Source organism: Lactobacillus isalae, assembly GCF_947539375.1.
In the GTDB taxonomy this organism is placed as follows: Bacteria; Bacillota; Bacilli; order Lactobacillales; family Lactobacillaceae; genus Lactobacillus; species Lactobacillus isalae.
Genome location: NZ_OX443569.1, coordinates 1,465,578 through 1,488,742 on the forward strand (window position 1 = coordinate 1,465,578; position 23,165 = coordinate 1,488,742).

Consider the following 23,165-nt stretch of genomic DNA (forward strand, 5'->3'; position numbering starts at 1 on the left):
ATTATGTTTAATGTACGTCAAGCAAATTCTTGTTGTTGTAATTGTCAAAAAAATTGGCAATTATTTGGCGTACAGTCATTAGTTCACTTCAGGAATTTCTCTAGTTAGAAACTAGCTTTTCAAAGTTATAACTATGATTTTTCTCAAGAGCTGTTGGCATAGGCCAATGGCTCTTTTTTGTTTGCTTAGAATTGGAGTTGAAGAAAGTGCAAACTACCCTCGTTGTTTTAATGGCCATCGCTATCTTAGCTGGCATGGCCTACTTACATAGAAAAAATTGGGGATTTACTAAGCTAGTATTTCTCTCATTAGTCATCGGAATTGTCTTTGGGGTTTCCATTCAATTAATGTTTGGTGCCAAAAGCGATATTGTTAAAAATAGTATTGATTGGCTTTCAATCGTTGGGGATGGCTATGTTTCATTATTACAAATGTTAGTTATTCCACTAATCTTCGTTTCACTAGTTGGTGCTTTCACTCAGTTGAAGGTTACAACTAAGATTAGAAAAATTGCGACTAACGTCTTAGCTATCTTATTAGGAACCACTGCTGTTGCTTCATTCTTAGGCTTTAGTAGTGTTGCAATCTTTAATTTAGGCGGAGCTGGTTTTGCTAAAGGAATGTCTGCTTCTTCAAGTGCCCTTAGTGCAATTAAGGACCATCAAGAACAGTTGAAAGGTCTAACTTTACCACAACAAATTACTTCGTTTTTCCCACAAAATATTTTTGCAGACTTTGCAGGAATGCGTTCAACTAGCACGATTGCAGTCGTAATCTTCTCTATTTTTGTTGGAATTGCATTCTTACAAATCAAGAAAGAAAAAGCTGAAGCTGCTACAACTTTCGCACGTGGCATCCAGGCATTACGCGCAATTATCATGCGTATAGTTAAAATTGTACTTGAACTCACTCCATATGGAATCTTTGCTTTAATTGCTAGAACTACAGCAACTAACAGTTTCGCAACAATGAGTAAATTATTAGTCTTTATCGTTGCCGCTTATGTTGCAATTGCAGTTATGTTCATTGTTCACGCTGTTTTACTTCTAATTAATGGAATTAATCCTATTACTTACTTCAAGAAGGCATGGCCAGTTTTAGTTTTTGCCTTCACTTCTAGAACTAGCGGTGGTAGCTTGCCACTTAACGTTCGTACTCAACGTGAATCAATGGGCGTTAGCGATACAATTGTTGATTTTGCAGCTAGTTTTGGTCTAACTATAGGTCAAAACGGATGTGCAGGTATTTATCCATCAATGGTTGCAGCAATCACTGCCCCACTTGTTGGAGTTAACATTTTCTCATGGCAATTTGTCCTAACTTTGGTTGTAATTGATGTTATTTCAAGTTTCGGTGTTGCCGGCGTTGGTGGTGGTGCAACATTTACTACCTTAATGGTACTTGGTGCACTTAACTTACCAGTAACAGTTCTTGGAGTTTTAATCGCTATCGACCCAATCGTTGATATGGCAAGAACTGCTCTTAACGTTAACGATTCAATGGTTGCTGGTGTGATTACCGCTAAGCGAACTGGAGAATTAGACTGGGGTATTTTTAATAATCAAAAAGATGATGTAGATACTGAAGTTGAATAATTTTTCTAAATATTCTTGACATTAATTTTTAGACGTTGTAGTATTATGGCAACAAAATTAATTAAAACTTAGAAGAGATGAGTAATTGCTTAAAGTATCTCACAGAGAGTCGGAATTGGTGGAAGCCGATGTTACTAGAGTGATGAATATGGTCTTGGATTTAGAATAAAATGCGAGCTAATTAAGTAAGCAATTTACGATTGACGTCCGTTATCACGTCTGAGTCTTCCATATTTTGGAGTACTTAATGAGGAACTGATTGTAAAGTCAGTTTGAATACAGGGTGGTAACACGTGATAAGCGTCCCTAGTGTAGTGTATAGCTATGCTAGGGACGCTTTTTCTTTTGCTTATTTATTTTTTATCAAAGGAGGGATCATTATGAAAAATAGGAATATTCTTTTTAACGAACGGGTATTTAATCGAATGTGCTACTTGAATATGATCCCTCGTATTAGTGGATCCTCAAAGAACATTTAAACGAAAAATTTAGTTAAAATTAAGGGGTAGATTACTATGACAGAATTAGCACATTTCGATATTGTTGGCAGTTTTTTAAGACCAGAAGAATTAAAACAGGCTAGAGATAAATTTAGTCACGGAGATATTTCGCAAGCTGAATTAACTCAAATAGAAAATCAAGAAATTGAAAAATTAATCCATACAGAAGAAGATTTAGGATTAAAGGCTGTAACGGATGGAGAATTCCGTCGTAGCTGGTGGCATCTGGATTTCTTATGGGGCTTAAATGGCGTCGCAAAATACGATTACCAAGAAAGCTATAAGTTCCATGGTGCTAAGACTAGAACAGACAATGCGGAATTAGCTGGTAAAGTATCTTATAATCCCGAGCATCCATTCTTTAAAGCATTTGAGTTTGTTAAGGAACATACTAACGTAACTCCCAAGCAAACGATTCCTTCACCTACCCTACTTTTTAGAGATAATCGTTCAGACAACTGGCCTAACTTTTATGAGAATAAACAAGATTATCTTAATGATCTAGCAAAGGCATATCATAAAACAATCAAGCAATTTTATGATCTAGGCTGTCGTTATCTTCAAATTGATGACACAACATGGGCTTTCTTAATTAGTAAGTTGAATGAGACTGAAAATAACCCTAAAGAACATGAAAAATACGTTCAGTTAGCAGAAGATTCAGTTTGCGTAATCAATAAAACACTAGAAAATCTGCCAGATGATCTGACCATTGCTACACACATCTGCCGTGGTAACTTTAAATCTACATTTCTTTTTTCAGGTGGATATGAGCCAATTGCCAAGTATCTAGGTCAATTAAATTATGATCGCTTTTTCTTAGAATATGACAATGATCGTTCTGGAGATTTAGAACCAATCAAAAAGATCTGGAACAATCGCAATAATGTCACAATTGTTTTGGGATTAATTACATCAAAAAATGGTCAACTAGAAGATCCTAATACAATTATTCAAAGAGTCAATGAAGCGGCTGAATTGGTTCCTTTAACTAATTTAGCTCTTAGTACACAATGCGGCTTTGCTTCAACCGAAGAAGGCAATATTTTAACCGAAGCTGACCAGTGGAAAAAGATAAAACTAGTGGTTGATACTGCTAATAAAATTTGGAAATAAAAAAGATTTTATAAGGAGAAAATTTATTATGGGTAAAGTTGAAAGTTTTGAATTAGATCACACTAAGGTTAAAGCACCTTACGTTCGTTTAATTACTGTTGAAGAAGGACACAAAGGAGATAAAATCAGCAATTTTGATCTTCGTTTAGTTCAGCCGAATGAAAATGCCATCCCTACTGGTGGCTTGCATACTATTGAGCACTTATTAGCTGGATTGTTACGTGATCGCATTGATGGCTACATTGATTGCTCCCCATTTGGTTGCCGAACAGGTTTCCATCTCTTAGTTTGGGGTACACCATCAACTACAGAAGTTGCTAAGGCGCTTAAAGAATCACTTGAAGAAATTCGCGACAAGATTCAATGGGAAGACGTTCCTGGTACTACTATTGAATCTTGCGGCAATTACCGTGATCACTCCTTATTTTCTGCTAAACAATGGTCAAAAGATATTTTAGAAAAGGGAATTTCCAACGATCCATTTGAAAGAAATATTGTAGAATAATTTTTTTGATAAGAAAAAAGGTGCATATTACTGCTTAAAACAGTAAATATGCGCCTTTTTGTATCTATTTAATTTTTATCTTTTTCTTCTTTTCCTTTCTTTACTACCAATTAACCCAATCAAAGCTCCAGCTGAAGCCAATGCTAATCCTGCTAATGATAGATCAGTGTTTCGACTACCAGTTTGCGGGAGCGTTTTTGCTCGATTAATTCGTTTAGCTACTGGAGTATTTCTCGAAATTTTAATTGTAGAAATTCTTGAAGTACCAGTATTCTTAGAATCATCTAACTTGTCAACTTGTTCAGGCATCTTAGGTGGTTGCGTCTCAATTGGCTTAGCCGGTGTTGTTGGCTCTTCTGGTTGTGCCGGTTTCTCAGGCTCAACCGGCTTAGCTGGTGTTGTCGGCTCTTCTGGTTGCGCCGGTTTCTCCGGCTCAACTGGCTTGGCTGGTGTTGTCGGCTCTTCTGGTTGCGTTGGCTTCTCAGGCTCAACCGGCTTGTCCGGTGTTGTCGGCTCTTTCGGCTTTGTTGGTTTCTCCGGCTCAACTGGCTTAGCTGGTGTTGTCGGCTCTTCTGGTTGCGCCGGTTTCTCAGGCTCAACCGGCTTGTCCGGTGTTGTTGGCTCCTCGGGCTTCGTTGGTTTCTCAGGCTCAACCGGCTTAGCTGGTGTTGTCGGCTCTTCTGGTTGCGTCGGTTTCTCAGGCTCAACTGGCTTGGCTGGTGTTGTCGGCTCTTCTGGTTGCGTTGGCTTCTCAGGCTCAACCGGCTTGTCCGGTGTTGTCGGCTCTTCCGGCTTTGTTGGTTTCTCAGGCTCAACTGGCTTAGCCGGTGTTGTCGGCTCTTCTGGTTGCGTTGGCTTTTCAGGCTCAACCGGCTTGTCCGGTGTTGTCGGCTCTTCCGGCTTTGTTGGCTTCTCAGGCTCAACCGGCTTGTCCGGTGTTGTCGGCTCTTCCGGCTTTGTTGGTTTCTCAGGCTCAACTGGCTTAGCCTTATAAGTTACTATTCTTTCAATGTCATTCGAATCATGAGAAACAGTCTCAGAACTAATCTTCTCTTTATCAGGAATGTAATTTGATATTTCTGGAGAAATTACTTCTTCAAATACCTGTGGATTGCTCCAGCTGCTCTTTTCTTCACCAGTTACTAAGTCTTTTGTTCCAGTCTTAGTGAATGTCACTTCTTTTTGTACATCATCATGAGCCTTTGTACCGTCTTCATATACATAATGAACAGTTTCAGTTACTACCTTAGTATCCGTAACTGGTTCAGTCTTGTGAATAAAGTGGGCAATAAATACTTGATCTGCATTCTTATCCTTATCAAAGTTGCCATAGTTTACCTTATCTAAGGTATTACCACTCAATTTATTGGTCTTGTCCACTGGATCATTGCCACTATCAACTTCAATAAAGTTGTAATTTGAGAAATCATAAGGAATATCAAAATTGATACTTTCGACACTCTTACCGGTCGCATTAATATCTGGTGCTAATTCAATAAACTTCTGATCAGTATCATCGTAGAAGCGTAGCTTAGCTTTTTGATCATCAGCCTTATAAGTTATGGTTCTAACAATATCTGAATCTGTTGGTTTTACCATTATTTCAGGAATAGCATCAACGTTAGGTGTATACCCCACTATTTCTGGCGACTTAACTTCATCAAAATTATTCTTTTCAGATGTCCAATCGTTCCAATTATCTTCATTAGTTACTTCATCACGTTGTCCATCACGAGTAAAGACTACTGGTGTTCCAGCTACATCTGGACTGGCAGTCTTGCCATCTTCATAAATGTAATGAACAGTCTCATTGATCGTCTTCGTATCATTAATCGGAGTCATATGATGGGTCAAATGAACGTTATAAACTTGGTCCACTTTGTCATCATGATCAAAGACTAATTCACCACCATTTGTGTCATCAGAAACTAAATCATAATGTTGAGCCTTATAATCATGAATCGAGCCTTCTGTTGTATAACCCGAGTTTTCATTAGATTTACCATTAAGTTCTTTTGTTGATAAAGTCTTACCGGTTGTATCGTCAATATAGTTAACTATGATCTTTTGTGGATTTGCTTTGTAAGTTACTGTTTTTACAATATCTTTTGAATCATGTGAAACTGTGACAGGATCAATCTTTTCTTGATCTGGAGTATAGCCTGAAATTTTTGGAGAAACTACCTCTTCAAATTCTTGCGGATCGCTCCAGCTACTCTTCTCATCCCCAGTTACTAAATCCTTAGTTCCAGTCTTAGTGAATGTTACTTCTTTTTGCACATCATCATGAGCCTTTGTGCCATCTTCATATACATAATGAATAGTTTCAACTACTGTCTTAGTGTCCTTAACTGATTCAGTCCTGTGAGTAAAGTGAGCTATGAAAATTTGATCGGTAGTTTTGTCCTTATCAAAGTTGCCGTAGTTTACCTTATCTAAACTATTACCATTCAATTTTTCAGAATTATCTGCTGGATCATTGCTGCTATCAACCTCAATGAAACTATAGTTTGAGAAATCATAAGGAATATCAAAATTGATACTTTCAACACTCTTACCGGTCGCATTAATATCTGGTGCAAATTCAATAAACTTCTGATCAGTATCATCATAAAAACGCAACTTGGCTTTTTGATCGTCGGCCCTATAAGTTACAGTCCTAATAACATCAGAGTCAGTTGGCTCTACCTTTATTTCAGGAACCGCATCAACATTAGGGGTATATCCAGCTACTTCTGGCGATTGAACTAAATCAAAATTATCTTTTTCAGTTGTCCAGTCGTTCCACTTATTTTCCTTAGTTACTTCATCACGTTGTCCATCACGAGTGAAAATTACTGGAGTTCCAGCTACATCTGGACTAGCAGTTTTACCATCTTCATATACGTAATGAATAGTTTCGTTGATCGTCTTCGTATCATTGATCGGCGTCATATGATGGGTCAAATGTACATTATAAACTTGATCTACTTTGTCATCATGATCAAAGACTAGTTCATCACCATTTGTGTCATCGGACACTAAATCATAATGTTGAGCTTTATAACCATCAATTGAACTTTCTGTTGTATAACCTGAATTTTCATCAGATTTACCATTAAGTTCTTTTGTTGATAAAGTCTTTCCCGTCATATCATCAATATAGTTTACTGTGATCTTTTGTGGATTTGCTTTATACGTTACTGTCTTTTCAATATCAGTTGAATCATGTGAAACCGTGATAGAATTAATCTTTTCTTGATCTGGTGTATAACCTGCTATTTCTGGAGAAAGTACTTCGTCAATTACCTGTGGACCATTCCAACTGCTCGTCTCTTCACCAGTTACTAAGTCTTTTGTTCCAGTCTTAGTGAATGTTACCTCTTGTTCAACATCATCATGAGCTTTTGTTCCGTCTTCGTAAACATAATGAATGGTTTCAGTTACCACTTTAGTATCCTTAACGGGTGCAGTCTTGTGAATAAAGTGAGCAATAAAGACTTGATCAGTATCTTTGTCCTTATCAAAATTACCGTAATCTACTTTATCTAAAGTATCACCAGATAATTTCTGCGATTTATCAGTTGGATCATTAGCACTATCAACTTCTATAAAGTTATAGTTTGAAAAATCATATGGAATATCAAAATTAATACTTTCGACACTCTTACCTATCGTATTAATGTCTGGCGCTAATTCAATAAAATTATGATCAGTATCATCATAAAATCTCAACTTAGCCTTTTGATCGTCGGCTTTATACGTTACTGTCTTTACGATATCTGAATCTTCTGGTTTTACTGTGATTTTTTCTACAGCAGCTAGATCTGGAGTGTAACCTGAAATCGTTGGAGATTTAACCTCATCGAAACTGTCTTTTTCAGTTGTCCAATCGTTCCAATTATCTTCACTAGTTACTTCGTCATGTTTTCCATCACGAGTGAAAATTACTGGAGTTCCAGCTACATCTGGACTAGCAGTTTTACCATCTTCATATACGTAATGGATAGTCTCGTTGATCGTCTTCTTATCATTGATCGGCGTCATATGATGGGTCAAATGAACGTTGTAAACTTGATCCGCATTATCGTCATGATCAAAGATCAATTCAGCACCTTTTGTGTCATCAGAAACTAAATCATAATGTTGAGCTTTATAACCATCAATTGAGTCTTTGGTTGTATAACCTGAATTTTCATCAGACTTACCATCAAGTTCTTTTGTTGATAAAGTCTTTCCAGTTGTGTCATCTATATAGTTCACGATGATCTTTTGATCATCAGCTTTATACGTTACTGTCTTTACAATATCTGAATCTTCTGGTTTTACTGTGATTTTTTCTACAGTAGCTAGATCTGGAGTATAACCTGAAATTATTGGAGATTTCACCTCATCGAAACTGTCTTTCTCAGTTGTCCAGTTCTTCCAATTATCCTCATTAGTTACTTCGTCATGTTCTCCATCACGAGTGAAAATTACTGGAGTTCCAGCTAAATCTGGACTGGCAGTTTTACCATTTTCATAAATGTAATGAACCGTTTCAGTTATTGTCTTTGTATCCTTAATTGGTGCAATCTTATGAGTAAAGTGGGCTATGAAAAACTGATCTTGATTAATATCATTATCAAATTTTCCATAATTTACTTCCGATAACTGATTTCCATCAAGTCTAGGATAAGTCTGTGTTGGATCATTTCCTTTTGCCACCATCATAAATTGATACTTAGAGAAATCATAACTTGCTGGAATTTCAAAATTAATATCCCTATTACTTTTATCTGTTACTTTAATATTTGGAGTGGCTTCAATAAACTTATTATCAGTATCATCGTAAAAGCGTAAAATAGCTGTTTGAATATTTGGAACTAGATCGTAAACTAAAGTATCACCATCAAAATAAACTTTAACGGTTTGATTAAACTCTGCTTTCTCATTCTTAATACCTGATGAATAATCACCATGCTCAGAGTTAATTATTTCTTGAGGTTTACTTGCATCCTTTACTACATAATCTTCTGGAATCTCTTTTTTGTCTTGGAGTCTCTTCAAATTATCTAATACATTTTTTTCTCTATAACTTAATTTATCTTGGTTATTATTAAGTTTTAGCGTATCAGCTTGTACATAAATATCTTTGCCTGTTGAATCTTTATATTTAAAGACAACTTTAACAATTGAATTACCAGAAACTGTAATTCTAGAAGCATTATCGCTACTTAAATCAATAGAAAGAGCTTTTAAGGATTGAGTATGATTTGACCAAATTACGGAAGACAAAATGCCAGTCTTTCCAGCATCATATCCCAAAGTGGGATCAATTCCACTTAAAACAATACGGTATGAATGATTTGCTGGAATGTTATCTATATCAACTAAAATACTCTTGGCATTCTTGGCATTATCTACAAGTCCAGTTACAGTATGATTTTTCAAATCTGCAAAATTACTATAATAAGATACTTTACCTGCTACTACTTGTTGCGTATTCAAGTCTATTATTTTAACTGGATTATTTTCATTTAAAACAAAGTTAAATGATGTACTGGAATCTGCTGGCAAGTTTATTAAAGCATGTGCATTCTTTATATCATATTTTTGACCATTGATAACTGAAACTGTATAAGTCATTGCTTCAGATTTCTTATCATCGGACTTGCCGCTTAATTCTAAATTACCATCTTCATTACCTTGTGCTAATTCTACTGAAGTCAACCCTTGACCTAATTGCGTAATCCAATTAAAGGAACCTAAATCAATAGCTGCCGTCTTCCCCTCGACATACTTTAAATCAGAATCCTTTACAGTAGAATATTCATTCAACGAATAATCTTTTACTATATTTGACGGAGCATATAAATAAACATGTCCATTATTTGTAGTTACACTACTTGAATCTGGTAAGTTTTTAATATTAAGTACAATATCACCACCAGTACTTTTTATTCCAGTGTAGTCCACTTTAACAACTTGATAGCCATTTACTAAAAAACTAGAAACTTTTGGCTGATTTTCTCCAAATTTAAAAGATGAAAGTGGTATAGATGCCTCACCATTAGCTGGCACTACAAAATAGAAAATTGGATCAACTGCTTTCTTAGCATACCACCCGCTAACAGAAACATTTCCACCAAATTTTCCTGGTTCGTAACTATAATTAGTGGTTTTAAAGTTAATATTAATACTATCCTTCTGTTCAGCCACAACTGATTGAGAAGCATTATAATACCCATTTTTACTTGGTGCATCAAAGTATGGATATAGGGCGGAATTTAATGTATCACCTAAATTCACTTTTTTGCCATCACGATAATTATCACTAACGAATCCATAAAGAGAAAAGCCAGCATCAATTCCTTGTCCCCAAGTAAATCCTACGGGGTTTAAACTATCAATTTCTAATTTAGGAATTGTTAACACAATATCGCTAATATTTGTGCCATTTTCTATTGGTACAGATTCTCCATTTGAAACTGTTCCTGACTTTACTGAATTATCAATATAATTAATTTGATAGCCATACTCTTTGATACCTGTTCCAACTAGTTTTGTAGCCGTGACTCCATCTGGAACTGTAATCTTTAGATGTACATTATCAACTGGGCGAGCCTGTAAATTTCCTACAGAATAGTTATATAATACAATTTCTTTATGAGAGACAGTGTATGGAATTTGGCCTTCTTTATAGGGGCCATCATATCCGTTATAAGCTCCACCAATGTATCCTTGAAGAGCTTCACCGTCTGGCATATGAGTATTCGAGCCTTGTATTATTTCTTTAAAAATACCTGCATTTCCAATTAATGGTTGGCTTGTTCCGACGTCCTCGCTAACCACTATTTCTTTTGAACCAGATATAGTTGTATCTTCTATAGGTTGATCCATGTCAAAATGTCCCCATAGATAGATAAAAGAGCTAGAAGGCATTGCATTAGCTAATTTGACAATAACATCTTTTCCCTTTCCAGCCTGGGTAAAAGTAGCTAAAGAAGAATTTTGGGCTATAGTCTTTTCAGAATTTAAAACAAAGGTTTCTGGGACAGGTATTGTAATAGTTGTTTCATGATTAATTAATGGACTAGGGCCACTAGTTCCACTAGAGGAATAGGACCCATCTATTCCTGTTTTTTGTCCCAAATTTAATTGCCATTCATAGTCATAATTAGGGAATAATTTTTTTACTGCCTTTGAACTTGGACTAAGTCTATACCATTTTGGATTAATTTGAGGAACAACGATTTGATTAAAAGTCAAAGTTTTAACAGGCTGCGACTCTTCATTGTAATAAACTTGAATATTTTTTAATTCGCTCCCTGCATTATAAGGAAGCGCCTTAGCAACGGCTTCATTAAGAAAACCTATTGAGATAGTCTGATTAATAGTTGCATTTTTAGTTAAAGAATAAATTACATCATAACTACCATCTGAATTTTGTACCTTATCCATTGTTCCAAAAGCAGCTGGAAGAGCCGTAGGCGTGACCATATAAGCGCCTGATTCAAAGTGGACTCTAAATCTGTCTCCAGCTTTATTATTAGAGACTTGTAAAGTCATTTGGATAGTTTTATTTTGACTTGGATTATATTCAGTGCCACTAAGTGAAGCTTCTACTTGTAAGTTCTCATTATTGATATCAGATTGAAGACCAATAAGAGTATTATCTGACGCATTTGAAGAATATTCACTATTTTTTGACACTCCCACCTTATCCTTATCAACAGTGAGATTAGTATACCTATTCTCTGCTTTACTCTCAGTGAGGTGATTAGTATTTGTTGGTACTGTCTTTAATGTATCTAAAGTTTGAGTATTTTGTAATATATTTTCAGCCTTTGCTGATTTGTCTTCTCTTTTATTTACAGTACCTTCTGTAGCTTGTACACCAGGTTTATCTACTTTACTATTTACACTTGTTTGTACTACTTTTGTATCTTTAGTTTGAACTACAGAACTGTCACTTGAATTTTCTGAAGTCTGACCTATTTCAGTCATGTTATTTTTAGAAATTGGAGAGCTATTTACAGTTTGTACTTCTTTTTCATTAGCATCCGTATTTGCAGCCTTCACTGTTGCTTGACTTGTTCCTAAATAGAAAACTGTTCCTAATAAAACAGATGCTGTCCCGATGGTAAGTTTACGAATACTAAAGCGTTGCCTTGCATTGACACTATCCTTAATATACTTTTTCTTATTCATCTATTTCAATCTCCTCATAAGCATTTATTGTAATCAATAATATTTTATATTTTAACATCTATCTTTAATTAGTAGCAGTCTTAATATGTTTTTTGTTATTTAAATTTGATAATCCAATCCATTCAAGACATTGAATTATTTCAAAACAAAAACCTCCAAAATTGAACTTTTATGTCCCACTTTGGAGGTTAACTGCAACTTATCTAGTCAACAAGTATATTTTTATCCTAATTATTCTTTTTATATCTTTTCCACAAAAATGCATTCCAAATTATCAACAGTAATATCCAAAAAATAGTTAAGAACACAGTATTCCGATAATCTTTTCCACTTTGAATTTTATTCCAAATTACACTAAAGTATGTTCCACTAAGAACTGCACTTAAAGTTATCATTGATAAAATCAAAGGTAATTTTGAAATTTTATTCTTAACCTTCATTAACTGAATCCAGTTATAGACCACTTCACAAATTACAATGAGTAAAACTAATAAGTCATACCACCATTCATTTTGTTTAACGAACTCATCAAGAGTAGTAATAAAATAATATCCAATAAGAATTGAAAATAGATCTAAGATAAGCAACTGTCCTACAACTGTATTTTTCTCTTTTTCCTTCTCATTCATGCTTTTCCGCTCTTTCTACTTTTTTCTCTCCAATGTAAATTATAGAATATTTTCTTATTTAAAAGCCTTACTTCTTAAAATGACTACAATAACTAGCAAGATATTTTGTCGTCAAACTTACTGGATGCTTAATTAAAGCTTTAGTTTGTCCTGTAGCCACAACTTTCCCACCATTCTTGCCACCGCGTGGTCCTAAATCAAGAATATTATCGGCATTAACTATCATATTTAGGTCATGCGTAATCGTAATGATAGTTGCACCTTGATCCAATAGTTTTTGCATTACCTGAACTAAAACTTTTACATCTAATGGATGCAATCCGATTGTCGGCTCATCAAATACAAATAAAGTATTGTCTTGTTTATGACTTAAGTGTGTTACTAGTTTTAGACGTTGCGCCTCCCCGCCAGATAAAGTTGGGGTACTTTCACCTAAGTGAAGATAATCCAGTCCTACCTCTTTTAATAAAAGTAAGTCACGTTCAATTTTGGATTCTTTCTTAAAGATAGGAAGAGCTTCATTGATATCCAGATTCAAAATATCAACGATTGAATATCCATTCCACTTCACTTTTTGTACTTCTTGGTTGTAACGATTACCTTCACAGGTTGGACAAGTCTGTTGCATATCAGGCAAGAATTGAATATCTAAAGTTACAATTCCGGTTCCTCCACAAGTTGGGCAAGCACCTTGTTTATTATTATAAGAAAAGTAAGTTGGGGTATAATGGTTCTCTTTGGCTAATGGCTGTCTAGCAAATAATTTACGTAAATTATCCATAATAGAAGTATAAGTTGCAACCGTCGATCTATTACTTTTACCAATAGGTGAAGCATCAACGCTAACTACTTGATTAATTGGCGATTCAAAATTTTTTACTTGCTTAGGCAAGGACTCACCTTTAGCTTGCGCCTGAATTGCTGGCACCAAACTATCCAAAATCAAGCTGGTTTTACCTGCCCCAGAAAATCCAGTTACAGCAGTTAATTGTTTAATTGGTATATCTGCATGAACATCTTGTAGGTTGAAATAGTGATCCACATCAAATGAAACCTTTACAGAATTAGGTTTCTCTGCTCGCTCTCTAGCCATTAATTCTGCACTGCCATCAATGTATGGCCGGATTAAAGACTGTTTATCTTGCTTAATTTGAGCAACACTGCCTTGATCCAAAATCTCGCCGCCTTGCTCACCCGAGCCTGGTCCAATTTCAATTATTTCATCAGCAGCTTTAATAATATCCACATTGTGATCCACAACTACTAACGAATTACCCTGCGCTACTAACTTGTGCAAAACCTTAATTAAACCATCTACATTTGCAGGATGAAGTCCGATTGATGGCTCATCTAAAACATATAAGACGCCAGTTGTTTCTGTTCTCAAAGTACGGGCTAATTGAATTCGTTGCAATTCACCTGTGGATAAGGTGTTTCCATTTCGAGCCATTGTTAAATAATCTAAACCCAAATCGAGAAGTGGCTGCAAGTTCTCCACAAATTCAGTGAATAAAGCACTGGCCATTTTATGCATATCAGATGGCAAGCTCTTTAGCACCTGCTCCTTCCAAGCTACCAAATCACCTAACGGCATTTCAGAAACTTCGTTAATATTTAATCCACCCACTAATTGCTTCAACAATTCTGGCTTTAACCTTGAACCATGACATACTGGACAAGTCTGATATGAGAAAAATTCTGAAATTCGCTTCTGTGCCCGTTCGCTCTTACTAGTTTTTGCCGAGCGTAGAACAGCTTGGTGAGCATTTTCATATAGCGCATTAAAGTCGTGAAAAACTCTTCCCGTTCCTGACAAAAAGTCCATCTTATACTTCTTTTCAGGACCATTTAAAACAAAATCCTTTTCCTTATCAGTTAAGTCTTTATAAGGAATATCGATTCTAACACCAGCATGTTCAGCTACACTTGGCATAAAATTTCTTCCGGGCAAGGACCAGGAAGCAACGGCCCCATCCCTAATTGAAAGATTAGGATCTGCAATTAACTTACTTTCATCAAGCTGGCGCACTTTCCCCGTTCCACCACACTCTTCGCAAGCACCATCAGAATTAAAAGCAAATTGTTCAGCACTAGGTGCATAAAATTTAACTCCGCAAACTGGACAAGTAAGTTGCCCCATTTTTTCACCTGATTTTGCCATTGCTTCAGCAATTTCTAAACTAGGCTTCAAGCGATGTCCATTAGGACAAACAGGTGAACCTAATCTAGAAAAAATCAAACGCAGAATATTAAATGTCTCACTCATTGTCCCAACAGTTGCTCGTTCAGATGGGATAGTTGGACGTTGCCTTAGGGCTAATGCTGAAGGAATATGCTTGACGCTAGTAACACTAGCTTGATTTCCTTGCTTAATTCGTCTACGCATATAAGTAGACAGAGCATCGAGATAGCGTCTTGATCCTTCTTCATATAGGATTCCCATGGCTAAAGAAGATTTTCCTGATCCTGATAAACCAGAAATTGCGACAAATTTATGAAGTGGAATATTAACATCAATATTTTTCAGATTATGAACACGTCCTCCGCGTACCTCAATCTGAGTCGGCAATTTTTCAGTCAAAGCTATTCCTCCTTACTTTTTATCAACTACTATCTTACAACAATTACTAATATAAAAAATAGTCAGCCCACCACCCAAATTCATGTGATTGACTGACTATTAACTTATGCACTCAAAATATGGAAGTAACTTAAGACAATTCCCAAAATTAATACAAACCAAATCATCTTAGTAGAAGTAACATGTTTCTTACCTAAGAGCCAGTAAACTAAAGCAACCAGTAAAACCGGCACAAGTGATGGCATAATTTGGTTCAAAATACTCTGCATCTTCAAAGTGACCTTACCTGCTCGATAAACAAAGGGAACCTTGACGTTTACTACTGTCGGAACTAAAGCTCCAACAACAGTTACCCCAAGTAAAATGGCGGAATCTGTAATTGCATTTAATTTACCTGAAGCAGAATCAATTAGCTTTGCCCCCTGTGAATAACCCAAGTTTAAAAAGCTAAATCTTGTGAATAAAATAATCAAGTTAACAATTATCCACAGAAATGCGCCAAATGGATTTCCTCTTAACCCCATATATGCCCCAATTGATCCACAGATTGTTGGAATGATTGCACCAAAGATCGTATCTCCAACTCCCGCTAAAGGTCCCATCAAACCAGTCTTTAATCCAGCAATTGTATCTTTAGCCTTACTACCTTGCTTTTCTTCAATTGCTAAATCCATCCCAATAATAAAGTTTCCATCAAAGGCATTAACGTTGAAGAATTGCGATTGCATCTGCATCATTTCAACTAATTCATCATCTTTATACCACCGCTTCAAAAATGGCAAAACAGTATAAAAATAACCAGGTGCCATCATTTTTTCATAGTTCCACGACAACTGACTTGCCCAAAGCCAGCGCCAATTAGCGCGAAATAGGTCTTTCTTCGTTAACTTACTTGAACTAATTTTCATACTCTCCCTCATCATTCGTATACTCTTCATCTTCAGTTTGCTTTTCTGAACTTGTCTGCTTCATTTCTAACTTTTCCACTTCACGAGTATAGTGAATATAAGCTAACGCTGCCCCAAGAAGTGCAACTCCAAGCATTGGCATCTTTAAATAAGCCGCCGCAATAAACCCGATTGCTAGATATGAAATGAATCTCTTAGTCGGCAAATATCTAAGTAAAATTGCAATACCAACAATCGGCAAGATATGTCCTGAAACTTTTAAACCATCAGTTAACCAAGCAGGAATAACTCGTAAAATTGCTTTTACAACATCATTTCCAACCACAAGTAAGATAAACACAGGTAATGCACGTGAAAATCCCCAAGTAAAAGTTCCCCACAAAGCATTACGTGCTGCTGCATTTGGCTTGTTTTCTTTAATAAAAGTATCAATACGATGTTGGAAAATTGTATTTGCAAACCGAGCTAAAACATCTAGCTGAACCATTAATAGTCCTACTGGAACAGCTAAGCCGATTGCAAACTGAACGCCTTTTCCAGAAATCACAGCATAAACAGTACCAACAATTGCACCAGTCATAAAATCTGGCATTGAAGCTCCGCCATAAGTAGAAACACCCAACACCATTAACTGGAGGGTTGCACCAACTGCTAATCCAGTCGTAATGTCTCCCATGATAATTCCAGAAATCATCCCAATTGCCAATGGATTATTCAACACAGCTACAGTAAGCTGGTCAATAATTGCCCAAAAAGCTAATCCTGTCAGCAGTAAAATCTGCCACCATTGTATTGTCATTATTTTTCCTCTATTTCTCTAATAATTTCATGAAGTCTTCTTTATCTTCTGCGGGTACCATTTGATGATATAGATGGCAGCCTTGCTTATTTAAGTAATTAAAGTCGTCAACATCTTCAGCAGTAACAGCCACGCTCTTAGCAACCTGACGTGAATCGCTTTTAGTCGACATATTGCCAACGTTAATCTCAGGCAACTTCACGCCATTATCAACCATTTGACGTAGGACAGCAGGATTTTTAACCAAAACTAGCACCGTTTGACCTTGATACTTATCTGAATTAATTCTTCGCGCTGCTCCCTTAGCAGTTAAAATACTCAAGTGAACGCCATGTGGACAAGCTGTCTTGAGTGCTGTTTTTTGGATGTCATTTTTCACAATGTCATCCCCAACCACCATAATTCGCGTTAAATGAAGTGCATTTGTCCACATCGTAGCAACTTGTCCGTGGATAAGTCGTTCATCAATTCGCACATTGTGCATCGTCTGTGGTTCAACTTCTGCATTTTCATTTGGTTCTGCTTTTTTTGTAGTTGCAACTTTAGATGAAGTCTTCTTTTCATCTAGATCTGCTCCGACGGGAGCAATGTTTTCTTTAGCTTGCTTAATTGCTTCCTCCATTGGCGTTCCCATAACAGCAGCCAGTAAAAGCGGTAAGCATAATCCGCTATATACCTTTACTTCGGGGTGCTTTTTGTGATAGCGCAAAGATGCATTTGCGGGAGTCCCTCCAGCAATATCCACAATTATTGTCGGCTTTTTGTCAAAGCTTTCTGCAACTTTTTCAATCTCATTAAGTAAATCGTCCTGGTTCATTGTTTGTTTAAAAGCAATTGCCTTTACATTCGACAACTTCCCTGCGATCATTTCACAGCTAGCTAAAGTTGCCTTAGCATATTCACCATGACTAACTATTAAAAAGTTATCCACATTTAATTCCTCCAGAATTCACAATGTTTATATTTTATCCCAATTGGTATATAAATTAAAGCTTAACATAGCACCGATAACACTCTATTTTGAAAATATTGGTATAGTTCAATTAAAATAAAGCACTCTGTAATCGTTACCATTGTTTATACAAAAAGAAGACCCTACTTAAGCAAAGTAGAGCCTTCTGAAGGAATATAACTATGAAAAATTAATTTAAGGAAATATTATTTAAGAATTTGTGTGATTTATATTGATATATGAGGATTATGGAAAATTAAATATCTAAATTATTTTGTAAAGCCAACATCATACCATGAGTTTGCTGATGGCTTAAGTGACCAGCCAGTTACCTTGTCGTTAACAGCAGTTACTGACCAACTGTTTGTAGTAGGTACAACGTAGGCATTGTCGTACATCCATTGTTGCCACTTATCAAAGGCTTGTACACGGTACTTGTGGTTGAAGGCCTTAGTTGAGTCAATGTTAGTAAGAAGTTTAGATTGAGTTGGAGAAACAAAACGAGCCATGTTGTATGGAGCACCTTCACTATAAAGGTCCATTGGTGATGGTTCAGATGATAAACTCCAACCACCTTCAAAGACATCAATCTTAGGACTATCTGCTTGAACATCTTGTACCCAAGAGTTGAATTCCATTGGACGACCACCAACAAATTTAGCATCTAAGCCAATCTTTTGCCATTGTTGGATGTAGTTAGTCCAGATCTTTTCAGCGTTTGGTTGTGTACCACGAACAGCAACGTTAATAGTTAACTTCTTGCCATTTGGTTGACGACGGTATTTTTCACCCTTACGCTTCTTGTATCCAGCCTTGTCTAACAATTCATTGGCCTTCTTCAAGTTGTATGGGTAGCCCTTGATACTCTTGTCGGAGAAATCTCCAAATTGTGCAGGGATTAAAGTATTAATACGGAAAGTCAAGCCATTGCTGTAACGCTTGGTAACGGCGTCAATGTTCATTGCATAAGCCATCGCCTTACGTAATGAGACATTGTTCATCTTAGCGTTCTTATCCTCAACGTTCTTGCCAGTCTTCTTGTCAAACTTACCTACCTTAAAGCCTAAGTAGTTGTAAGATAGCGGAATCTTACCAACGAAGTTAACGCCCTTAGTATCCTTAACATTGTTCCATTGAGCGTTAAGCACACCAGTAATATCAAACTTGTGGCTCTTAATAGCTTGAGAAACAGAGTTAGTTCCGATTACTTCCATAGTAATCTTGTCTAAGTTTGGCTTACCACGCCAGTAATGTTCATTTGGTACATAAGTAACTGATTGACCACGAACAACTTTTTGAACCTTGTATGGACCAAAGAAAAGTGGTTGTTTACGAACCTTATCATCTGATAAAAGTTTATCAAATGGAACGTCTTTCAAGTAGTGGTATGGTTCTGCACTTTCAAGGAAGTAACCATTACCAGATTGAAGCATACCTGGTTTCATTTCCTTAAAATGAAGAACGACTTTTCGCCCATTTTCACCATTTGGCATTTCGATACCAGAAATCTTGTCGCTCTTTCCCTTGTGGTATTCTTCTAACCCAACAAGGTTAGCTAAAGAATCTGTATATCTTGAAGTCTTAGTCTTAGGATTACCAACAATTTCGTAAGCATATTCAAGGTCCTTAGCGGTTACTTGCTTACCATCTGACCACTTAACGCCGTCTTTGACTTCAATGGTAATAGTCTTAGCGTCCTTGTCTAACTTAAAAGTAGCTGCACCCTTATTGTTAATCTTATAGCTGTCATTAACACTAAAGAGTGATTCTAAGCCTGGTGCTTGAATTTCTGTGTCAGTAGCAGTATCAGATAATTCTGGTAAGAAAATACCTGTGAAAGGTGAGTCACTTTCAATAGCATATTTTAATGTTCCGCCTTTTTTAACTTGTTTCTTAGGAACTGCTTCCTTAAAGCTAACTTTCTTATCACTAGCATTATTGTTATTGTTGTTATTCCCACAAGCAGTTAAAGTTAATGCCGCTCCAGACAAAACAGTAATTGCTCCTAACCACTTAACTTTTTTCATATTTTCTCCCCCTTTATGAGATGGCTTAAATTTCTTGTTTTTGATTATATGATATTAAAATGAAAAAAACAATATAAAATTAAAATATTTTTCTATTAAATTTGTATTTTATTAAAAAAGCGAGCCTCAATACATTTGTTTTCTTTAAGAAAGTAATCTACTAGTTATAAAAATTTCCAAAAGTTATAAAAAGTTATAAAAAATAAAAAGTGATACGTATGAACAATAATCCTTTCAATCCTAGTTTTGGTAAAACGCCAAGTATCTTTCTTAAACGTGGTAGTTTATCTCAAAGAATAATCAACGAATTAAATAGAGAAAATTCTCCATTTCAAACTTCACTCATTTACGGTCAAAGAGGGTCTGGAAAAACTACTCTCATGTCTGGAGATACGCTACAGATCAGAATAAAAATACTATTTCCATCTCCTTAATAGATGAAATATTAGATATTTATTTAAGTGATTTAAATCGAAATGTCTATTTCAAAGTCTATAATGATCTATCTTTCAAAGAAAAAGAGTTCGTGCAAACAATGGTAAAAGTAGGAAAAACTAAAGTTAAAGGTCAAGAAATTGGTAAAATAATGAATAAAAGTGCAAATTATTTAGCTGTTTATCGCAGAAAATTAATAGATGACCAAGTAATTAAACCAGATGGTTATGGCTATGTAAGTTTCTTGCTTCCTCACTTTGATAAATTTATTGAGCAAGAAATGATCTTAAATGAACTATAAAAACCTCACCAAAAAAGCTGATAATATTTTCATTTCAAACGAAGATATTATCAGCTTTTTTTATTATTTATTTCCAGACGCTATTTTAATTTTTCTTTTAGGCGTAAAATTCAAAGCCAAAACTGCCACAATTACTAAGGTTGTACCTAACCAATCCATCCCTGACATTACTAAGCCAAAAATCAAAACTGAACCAACTGTAGCTGATAAAGGCTCAAAGGCATCCAGCAAGCTAACAGTTGATGGCTTAACATAGCGTAAGGCGTTCGCCATTATCTGAAATGGCAAGATTGTTCCTAGGATAATGATTGCTCCTACCCAAAGCCAAACTTTTGGCGTATTTGGAACAGCAGGAAAACTTGGATGAACAATTACCAAGCCAAGTCCTGCAAAAATCATCCCCCAACCTGTTAAAACTAAACTTGAAATTCGCTTAACAATTTTAACTGGGATTAAAGTGTAACTTGCTTCACCTAGAGCAGACAATAGACCAAAAAATAATGCTATGGGAGTAATTGCTAAATGATTAAAATTTCCATGAGTCGATAGCAAAAACACTCCAACAAAAGCCATCAATGCTGCTAAAATATCTAACTTTCTTAAAACTTGCTGATGAGTGAAGGCTAAATATGCAAGTACAAAAAATGGTCCAATAAACTGCAAAATCGTAGCAATAGAAGCATTAGCCATTTCAATTACTATAAAATAAAAAATCTGTACTGGCAGTAACCCAAAGAGTCCATAGGCGATAATATGCAATGTATTTTTCTTATCTTTTAAAACTGAAATAGGCTTTTGACGTAAAACTGAAGCAATAATTAATAAAACAATTCCAGAAATAATTAATCTAGTTTGCGTTAGCCAAATCGGAGTAATTTTTGAACTAATTTTAAAAAGTGACTCCGCAAATAAACCTGAAATTCCCCACATTACAGCAGCTAAAGCTGCCAAAATCGTCCACAATCTACTTTTAGCTTGCTTGCTCATCTAACCTTTCTCCCCACAAATCAAAATCAATCTAAATCATCATAACATACCACTTCTTTCAATTATTCATAACATAACAAAAAATACTGCTCAAAGCTGAGCAGTATTTTTAAATCTTATATTAATCTAAATCCTTACCATCAGATTCAATAACTTTCTTATACCAATAGAATGAATCCTTAGGCATTCTCTTTAAAGTACCTTTACCTTCATCATCGCGGTCAACATAGATGAACCCGTAACGCTTACTCATTTGACCGGTACCAGCAGAAACTAAGTCAATACAACCCCAAGTAGTGTAGCCGATTAAATCAACACCATCATCAATCGCCCTCTTCATCGCCTTAATGTGCATTCTTAAGTAATCAATGCGGTAGTCATCATGAATCTTACCGTCATCACTAATTTTGTCAACTGCGCCAAGACCATTTTCAACAACCATCATTGGAATATCATATCGGTCATACATTACTTCAAGATAGTATTGAAGTCCATCTGGATCTGTTGCCCAGCCCCATTCAGAATAGTTAAGGTATGGGTTCTTAGCACCTGCAGCAAAGTTACCACTCATCTTATCTTTTACTTCATGAGTTGTTACAACGTTACTCATGTAGTATGAAAAAGTATAAATATCGACTTTTCCTTCAAGCAAATCCTTTCGATCTTGATCAGTAATGTCTAAGTGAACATTGTGTTCATCCCATAAACGCTTAGCATAAGTTGGGTACTTACCTTTAGCTTGAACATCACCGCAATAGAAAATATTTTGTTCCCACATATGACGGTTAGCTAAAATATCCTTTGGATCAGGCGTTAATGGGTAATCCACAATACCACAAATCATATTTCCAACAACATAATTTGGATCTAGTGCATGAGCAATTTTAACTGCACGAGCACTAGCAACAAATTGGTAGTGCAATTTTTGATAAGCGTGTTGGTATACCTTATCGTCAGTTACATTATTACCAAATGAACTAAGCATCAAAAGTGTTGAATTAATTTCATTAAATGTAAGCCAGTACTTAACTAAACCTCTGTATTCTTCAAACAAGGTTGTTGCATATTTAACATACATGTCGATCATCTTACGATCGCCCCAGTCATGATACTTTTCACTAAGATATAAAGGATCTTCATAATGAGAAATAGTAACTAAAGGCTCAATACCGTATTTTTTACATTCTTCAAAAACTCGACGATAAAAGTCTAATCCGGCTTGATTTGGTTTTTCTTCGTCACCTTTTGGAAAAATTCTAGTCCAAGCAATTGAAAGACGGAAAGTCTTAAAGCCCATCTCGGCAAACATCTTAATATCTTCTTTATAGTGGTGATAAAAATCAATTGCCACATGATTTGGATAATAAGCATTTGGATCAATCGCACCAACTGCCCCTTCTGGTAAACCTGCACCAGGCATTGCCGGTGTCTCTTCTAACTTACCATTTAATTTATAGGTAAGCATTCTTGGCGCACTTAAGCTACCAGCGGTTGTAATATCCGTTACTGATAAGCCTTTACCATCTTCATCATATGCACCTTCAATTTGATTTGCAGCAGTAGCTCCGCCCCATAAAAAATTCTTCGGAAATGTCATTTATATCTCTCCTTTTTTACACTAATCATTTTCATTATATATGAAATCGATTACATTTTCT

The 23,165-nt window shown here is 35.8% G+C and carries 13 protein-coding genes; 4 read left to right on the forward strand and 9 right to left on the reverse strand.

Annotated elements, in window-relative coordinates; all coding sequences use genetic code 11:
• Positions 1-206: 206 nt before the first annotated feature.
• The 3 genes from QM512_RS07255 to QM512_RS07265 all read left to right on the forward strand — a co-directional run bounded on the left by QM512_RS07255 (position 207) and on the right by QM512_RS07265 (position 3,716).
• Complete coding sequence (locus tag QM512_RS07255) at positions 207-1,595, forward strand: L-cystine transporter (RefSeq protein ID WP_282805058.1); 1,389 nt, start codon at positions 207-209, stop codon at positions 1,593-1,595.
• Positions 1,596-2,110: 515 nt separating this feature from the next.
• Positions 2,111-3,211, forward strand: a complete 1,101-nt coding sequence (locus QM512_RS07260) for a vitamin B12 independent methionine synthase (protein ID WP_282805059.1) — start codon at positions 2,111-2,113, stop codon at positions 3,209-3,211.
• A 28-nt stretch (positions 3,212-3,239) separates the two neighbouring features.
• The gene (locus QM512_RS07265; protein WP_282805060.1) at positions 3,240-3,716 is read left to right on the forward strand and encodes an S-ribosylhomocysteine lyase; all 477 of its coding nucleotides are present in this window, start codon (positions 3,240-3,242) and stop codon (positions 3,714-3,716) included.
• A gap of 75 nt (positions 3,717-3,791) precedes the next feature.
• Here the strand turns inward: QM512_RS07265 and QM512_RS07270 are convergent, their stop codons facing one another.
• The 7 genes from QM512_RS07270 to QM512_RS07300 form a co-directional block, all read right to left on the reverse strand.
• Positions 3,792-11,888: a mucin-binding protein gene (locus QM512_RS07270; RefSeq protein ID WP_282805061.1), complete on the reverse strand. Its 8,097-nt coding sequence runs from the start codon at positions 11,886-11,888 to the stop codon at positions 3,792-3,794.
• 227 nt (positions 11,889-12,115) lie between these two features.
• On the reverse strand, positions 12,116-12,517 hold the full coding sequence (locus QM512_RS07275; RefSeq protein WP_282805062.1) for a hypothetical protein: 402 nt from the start codon (positions 12,515-12,517) through the stop codon (positions 12,116-12,118).
• 67 nt (positions 12,518-12,584) lie between these two features.
• Complete coding sequence (locus QM512_RS07280; protein WP_282805063.1) at positions 12,585-15,098, reverse strand: excinuclease ABC subunit UvrA; 2,514 nt, start codon at positions 15,096-15,098, stop codon at positions 12,585-12,587.
• A 104-nt stretch (positions 15,099-15,202) separates the two neighbouring features.
• A complete protein-coding gene (locus QM512_RS07285) occupies positions 15,203-16,006 on the reverse strand; it encodes a PTS system mannose/fructose/sorbose family transporter subunit IID (protein ID WP_282805064.1) in 804 nt (267 codons plus the stop codon).
• The gene (locus tag QM512_RS07290; RefSeq protein ID WP_282805065.1) at positions 15,996-16,805 is read right to left on the reverse strand and encodes a PTS mannose/fructose/sorbose/N-acetylgalactosamine transporter subunit IIC; all 810 of its coding nucleotides are present in this window, start codon (positions 16,803-16,805) and stop codon (positions 15,996-15,998) included. The genes QM512_RS07285 and QM512_RS07290 overlap by 11 nt, the downstream gene beginning before the upstream one ends.
• A 10-nt stretch (positions 16,806-16,815) precedes the next feature.
• Positions 16,816-17,736 (reverse strand): PTS mannose/fructose/sorbose transporter subunit IIAB, encoded by a 921-nt coding sequence (locus QM512_RS07295; RefSeq protein ID WP_282805066.1) that lies wholly within the window; start codon positions 17,734-17,736, stop codon positions 16,816-16,818.
• Positions 17,737-18,026: 290 nt separating this feature from the next.
• Complete coding sequence (locus tag QM512_RS07300; protein ID WP_282805067.1) at positions 18,027-19,784, reverse strand: oligopeptide ABC transporter substrate-binding protein; 1,758 nt, start codon at positions 19,782-19,784, stop codon at positions 18,027-18,029.
• Between the two features lie 535 nt (positions 19,785-20,319).
• Between QM512_RS07300 and QM512_RS07305 the strand changes: the two genes are divergently transcribed.
• Positions 20,320-20,520, forward strand: a complete 201-nt coding sequence (locus tag QM512_RS07305) for a hypothetical protein (protein WP_282805068.1) — start codon at positions 20,320-20,322, stop codon at positions 20,518-20,520.
• A gap of 63 nt (positions 20,521-20,583) precedes the next feature.
• Here the strand turns inward: QM512_RS07305 and QM512_RS07310 are convergent, their stop codons facing one another.
• Together QM512_RS07310 and QM512_RS07315 are read right to left on the reverse strand one after the other, a co-directional pair.
• On the reverse strand, positions 20,584-21,507 hold the full coding sequence (locus tag QM512_RS07310) for an EamA family transporter (protein ID WP_282805069.1): 924 nt from the start codon (positions 21,505-21,507) through the stop codon (positions 20,584-20,586).
• A 121-nt stretch (positions 21,508-21,628) separates the two neighbouring features.
• The gene (locus tag QM512_RS07315) at positions 21,629-23,104 is read right to left on the reverse strand and encodes a glycoside hydrolase family 1 protein (RefSeq protein WP_282805070.1); all 1,476 of its coding nucleotides are present in this window, start codon (positions 23,102-23,104) and stop codon (positions 21,629-21,631) included.
• Between the last annotated feature and the right edge of the window lie 61 nt (positions 23,105-23,165).